At 69.1% G+C, this 5,090-nt stretch carries 7 protein-coding genes; 3 read left to right on the top strand and 4 right to left on the bottom strand.

The window, feature by feature from the left end:
• Positions 1-81: 81 nt before the first annotated feature.
• The 4 genes from rplI to rpsF form a co-directional block, all read right to left on the bottom strand.
• On the bottom strand, positions 82-528 hold the full coding sequence (rplI, locus tag ACFU99_RS32275) for a 50S ribosomal protein L9 (protein WP_363225243.1): 447 nt from the start codon (positions 526-528) through the stop codon (positions 82-84).
• A gap of 18 nt (positions 529-546) precedes the next feature.
• The gene (gene rpsR, locus ACFU99_RS32280; protein WP_004950692.1) at positions 547-783 is read right to left on the bottom strand and encodes a 30S ribosomal protein S18; all 237 of its coding nucleotides are present in this window, start codon (positions 781-783) and stop codon (positions 547-549) included.
• A gap of 41 nt (positions 784-824) precedes the next feature.
• Complete coding sequence (locus tag ACFU99_RS32285) at positions 825-1,427, bottom strand: single-stranded DNA-binding protein (RefSeq protein WP_384398787.1); 603 nt, start codon at positions 1,425-1,427, stop codon at positions 825-827.
• Between the two features lie 81 nt (positions 1,428-1,508).
• Entirely contained in the window at positions 1,509-1,799 is a 291-nt protein-coding gene (rpsF, locus tag ACFU99_RS32290; protein WP_003978891.1) for a 30S ribosomal protein S6, read from the bottom strand.
• A gap of 305 nt (positions 1,800-2,104) precedes the next feature.
• Here rpsF and ACFU99_RS32295 point away from each other — a divergent pair, with 305 nt between their 5' ends.
• The 3 genes from ACFU99_RS32295 to ACFU99_RS32305 all read left to right on the top strand — a co-directional run.
• Entirely contained in the window at positions 2,105-2,434 is a 330-nt protein-coding gene (locus ACFU99_RS32295; RefSeq protein WP_384398790.1) for a hypothetical protein, read from the top strand.
• Between the two features lie 414 nt (positions 2,435-2,848).
• Positions 2,849-3,967 carry a lipid II:glycine glycyltransferase FemX gene (locus ACFU99_RS32300; RefSeq protein ID WP_384398792.1) on the top strand — a complete coding sequence of 373 codons (1,119 nt, stop codon included), beginning with the start codon at positions 2,849-2,851 and terminating at the stop codon, positions 3,965-3,967.
• A gap of 109 nt (positions 3,968-4,076) precedes the next feature.
• Positions 4,077-5,090: alanine racemase (locus ACFU99_RS32305; protein ID WP_384398794.1), on the top strand; the 1,014-nt coding region annotated here is incomplete at its 3' end.

Below are 5,090 nucleotides of genomic sequence, written 5' to 3' on the forward strand. Positions count from 1 at the left end.
CCGTACCCCGCGGGGTACGGCCCTTCAGCCTGCGCTTCAGCGATGAGCCGAGCGCCATGACTCAGGCGCGAGCGCCTTGCGTCAGGCGGCGACGACCTCGACGGCCACCTTGGCGGCGACCTCGGCGTGCAGACGCACGGAGACCTGGTGCGAGCCCAGGGTCTTGATCGGCGAGCCGAGCTCGATGCGGCGCTTGTCGACGTCCGGACCGCCGGCCGACTTGATCGCCGTGGCGATGTCGGCCGGGGTGACGGAGCCGAACAGGCGACCGGCGTCACCCGAACGGGTGGCCAGGCGCACGTTCACGCCCTCAAGCTGAGCCTTGACCACGTTGGCCTGCTCGATCGTGGCGATCTCACGGATCTTGCGACCGCGACGGATCTGAGCCACGTCCTGCTCGCCACCCTTGGTCCAGCGGATCGCGAAACCGCGCGGGACCAGGTAGTTGCGGGCGTAGCCGTCCTTGACGTCCACGACGTCGCCGGCGGCGCCGAGGCCGGAGACCTCGTGGGTGAGGATGATCTTCATTGGTCGGTCACCCTTCCCTTATCGCGCGGACGAGGTGTAGGGCAGCAGCGCCATCTCACGGCTGTTCTTCACGGCCGTGGCGACGTCACGCTGGTGCTGAGTGCAGTTGCCGGTCACGCGACGGGCACGGATCTTGCCGCGGTCGGAAATGAACTTCCGCAGCATGTTCGTGTCCTTGTAGTCCACGTAAGCGGTCTTGTCCTTGCAGAACGCGCAGACCTTTTTCTTAGGCTTGCGCGGAGGCGGCTTCGCCATTGTCTCTCTCCTGTGTGATCAAGAAGTTTTCTGCCGCCGCCCTAGAAGGGCGGCTCATCCGAGTAGCCGCCGCCGGAGCCGCCGGTGTTGCCGGAGCCGCCGCCCCAGCCGCCACCGCCGCCGCCCTGCTGGCCGCCGGACGGAGCACTGGTGGCCCAGGGGTCGTCGGCGGGAGCGCCCCCGCCCTGCTGCTGGCCGCCGCCGGGGCCGCCGCCCCAGCCGCCACCGCCACCGCCGCCGCCCTGCTGGCCGCCGCCGTAGCCACCCTGGCCGCCACGGCCGGTGGTCTTGGTGACCTTGGCCGTCGCGTTCTTCAGGCTCGGGCCGACCTCTTCGACGTCGAGCTCGTAGACCGTGCGCTTGACGCCCTCACGGTCCTCGTAGGACCGCTGCTTCAGCCGCCCCTGCACGACGACACGCATGCCGCGCTGAAGCGACTCGGCGACGTTCTCCGCCGCCTGACGCCATACCGAGCACGTGAGGAAGAGGCTCTCGCCGTCCTTCCACTCGTTGGTCTGGCGGTCGAAGGTGCGGGGAGTGGACGCGACGCGGAACTTCGCGACCGCCGCACCGGACGGGGTGAAGCGCAGCTCGGGGTCGTCGACGAGATTGCCGACGACCGTGATGACGGTCTCGCCTGCCATGGGTGAACCTCTCGGCGGGTGTGCTGCTGGCTGCTTGCTACTCGTGGTGATGCAGCCCGATTACCGCTGAATCGCAGGGATTCAGTGGGTCTCGGGACGGAGGACCTTGGTCCGGAGAACCGACTCGTTCAGGTTCATCTGGCGGTCGAGTTCCTTGACGACCGCAGGCTCGGCCTGGAGGTCGATGACCGAGTAGATGCCCTCGGGCTTCTTGTTGATCTCGTACGAGAGACGACGACGGCCCCAGGTGTCGACCTTCTCGACCTTTCCGTTGCCCTCACGGACGACGGAGAGGAAGTTCTCGATCAGGGGGGAGACAGCGCGCTCCTCCAGATCGGGGTCGAGGATGACCATCACCTCGTAGTGACGCATGTGGAACCCACCTCCTTTGGACTCAGCGGCCACGGTCGTTCCGTGGCAGGAGGGTCGTGATGCGTGAGCAACGGTATCGGCGACCACTGACAACAGCGCAAAAGCGCTGGCAGCGCGGACGGTGCGGCCGGTCTCGTCCGGGAAACCCCGGAGAGCCATGACATGCCCGGCCGACACCGGTGCAGACCGACCAGCGTACCCGCACCACGCCTTCCGGTTGAAATCCGGCCGGGGGCACCCGCACTCTGGACGCATCGGGTGTGACCGGCGCTACAGTGCGCCGCTTTGCCAACAGGAGGTGCCTCATGGCACAGGCAGCACGGCAACACCACGGACCCCTCGCCCTCATCAGCACCGCCATCAACAGCGACGGCAAGGCGCATCCCGTCGAGAACAGCCTCGCCGCGGCGACGGTGATCCTCGGCGCGATCGCCGTCATCTCCTCGGCCTTCCACGGCCTGCACCTGCTCAGCTCCTGGACGGGCCTGGTCGGCATCCTCACCGGGGCCTGGGGGCAGTTCATCTCGGCCACCACCGGGGAACGGTTCCTGCTGATCATCGGGATGGGCGCGGCCGCTGTGGGATTCTTCATCGGCATGGCGCACGGCGGGCTGTTCGGCGGTGTGGTCGGCTAGGGCGCTTCTGACGGATCTCCGCGGCGTCGCGACGCCCGGCACGCACTCTCGCCGCACCGGCCGAAAGCCCAAGTACGTCCAGTACGCGGGCCTCCGGCCGGCACGCCGAGAGCACGCACCGGACGCCGCTCCTTCACCCACGGAGATCCATCAGAAACGCCCAGCCGCGGCCCGGCGCACCTCCGGCCGGCGCTCGTACGGGCTCCCCAGGTCAGGCCCGTACGAGCGGCCTTGTACGGGCCCGGCGGCCCCGGCCCGTACAGGTAACGGCCGACGGGCCCCGGCGGCCCGTACGCTCGTGAGCCGGGCCACTGCGCGCATACGCCCAAACGGGGCGCTCCCCGGTCGCAGTAGGCTTCGGCGCGAGAGCCGGAGCCCCGCCCCTGGGGACAAACCTGCCGAGGAGCGCCCCGCATGAGCCTGACCCTGAGGACCATCAGCCGAGAACAGCATCTGGCGTATATCCAGAGTCTGCCCTCGGCCAGCCACATGCAGGTCCCGGCATGGGCGGACGTCAAGTCGGAGTGGCGCTCGGAGAGCCTGGGCTGGTTCGACAAGACGGGCGAGCTCGTCGGCGTCGGCCTGGTCCTCTACCGGCAGCTCCCCAAGATCAAGCGGTATCTGGCGTACCTCCCCGAGGGCCCGGTCATCAACTGGTACTCGCCGCACCTGGAGGACTGGCTGCGGCCGATGCTGGCGCACCTCAAGGGGAAGGGCGCCTTCTCGGTGAAGATGGGCCCGCCCGTCATCATCCGCCGCTGGAACGCCACCGCCATCAAGGCGGGCATCGCCGACCCCGACGTCAAGCGGCTGCGGGACGTCGAGGCCAGCTTCATCGAGCCGCGCGCCTTCGAGGTCGCCGACAAGCTGCGCCGCATGGGCTGGCAGCAGGGCGAGGACGGCGGGGCGGGCTTCGGCGACGTCCAGCCGCGCTACGTCTACCAGGTGCCGCTGGAGGGACGTTCCCTCGAAGACGTGCACAAGGGCTTCAACCAGCTGTGGCGCCGCAACATCAAGAAGGCCGAGAAGGCCGGCGTCGAGGTCGTCCAGGGCGGCTACGAGGACCTGGCCACCTGGCAGCACCTCTACGAGATCACCGCCGAGCGCGACAAGTTCCGGCCGCGTCCCATCGGCTACTTCCAGCGCATGTGGACCGCCCTCAACACCGAGGACCCCAACCGGATGCGGCTGTACTTCGCCGTGCACGAGGGGGAGGCCGTCGCCGCCGCGACGATGCTGATCGTCGGGGGCCACGTCTGGTACTCCTACGGCGCGTCCGCGAACCACAAGCGCGAGGTCCGGCCGTCGAACGCGATGCAGTGGCGGATGCTGCGCGACGCGTACGCGCTCGGCGCCAGCGTGTACGACCTGCGCGGCATCAGCGACTCGCTGGACGAGACGGACCATCTCTTCGGCCTGATCCAGTTCAAGGTCGGCACAGGCGGGCAGGCTGCCGAATACCTCGGCGAGTGGGACTTCCCGCTCAACAAGCTGCTGCACAAGGCGCTCGACATGTACATGTCGCGGCGCTGACCGTTTTCACCCGTACACCCTGCACACCCGTACGCCCCCGTGCGGACCGCATAGGTCCGTACGGCTTCACACTCCGACTTCAGGCACAGGAAAGGTTCCGGGACCGGCCATGGCGCTCACGCTCTACGTCGACACCGCGCGTTGGCGGGCACACCAGCAGACCGTTCTCCAGCAGTTCCCGGGCATCGTCCCGGTCTGCAAGGGCAACGGCTACGGCTTCGGCCACGAGCGGCTGGCCGACGAGGCCGCGGCGTTCGGCTCCGACATCCTCGCCGTCGGCACGACCTACGAGGCCGCCCGGATCAAGGACTTCTTCAGCGGCGACCTGCTGGTGCTCACCCCCTTCCGGCTCGGCGAGGAGCCGGTGCCGCTGCCGGACCGGGCCATCCGCTCCGTCTCCTCGGTCGAGGGCGTGCGCGGCCTCGTCGGCGCCCGCGTCGTCATCGAGGTCATGAGCAGCATGAAGCGGCACGGCATCAGCGAGGAGGACCTGCCCAAGCTGCACGCCGCCATCGAGGACGTACGGCTGGAGGGCTTCGCGATCCACCTGCCGCTGGACCGTACGGACGGCTCCGACGCCGTCGACGAGGTCATCGGCTGGATGGACCGGCTGCGCAACGCGCGGCTGCCGCTGCACACGATGTTCGTCAGCCACCTCAAGGCCGACGAGCTCGCCCGGCTCCAGCAGCAGTTCCCGCAGACCCGCTTCCGCGCCCGGATCGGCACCCGGCTGTGGCTCGGCGACCACGAGGCCACCCAGTACCGGGGCTCGGTCCTCGATGTCACGCACGTCGCCAAGGGCGAACGTTTCGGCTACCGCCAGCAGAAGACCGCCGCCGAGGGCTATCTGGTCGTCGTCGCGGGCGGCACTTCGCACGGCGTCGGCCTTGAGGCGCCGAAGGCGATGCACGGCATGATGCCGCGCGCCAAGGGCGTCGCGCGGGCCGGCCTGGCGACCATGAACCGCAACCTCTCGCCGTTCGTGTGGGCGGGCAAGCAGCGCTGGTTCGCGGAGCCGCCGCACATGCAGGTGTCGATCCTCTTCGTCCCCGGCGACGTCGCGGCCCCGCAGGTCGGCGACGAACTGGTGGCCCATCTGCGGCACACCACCACCCAGTTCGAC

It is taken from the genome of Streptomyces sp. NPDC057654, assembly GCF_042800135.1.
GTDB lineage: Bacteria > Actinomycetota > Actinomycetes > Streptomycetales > Streptomycetaceae > Streptomyces.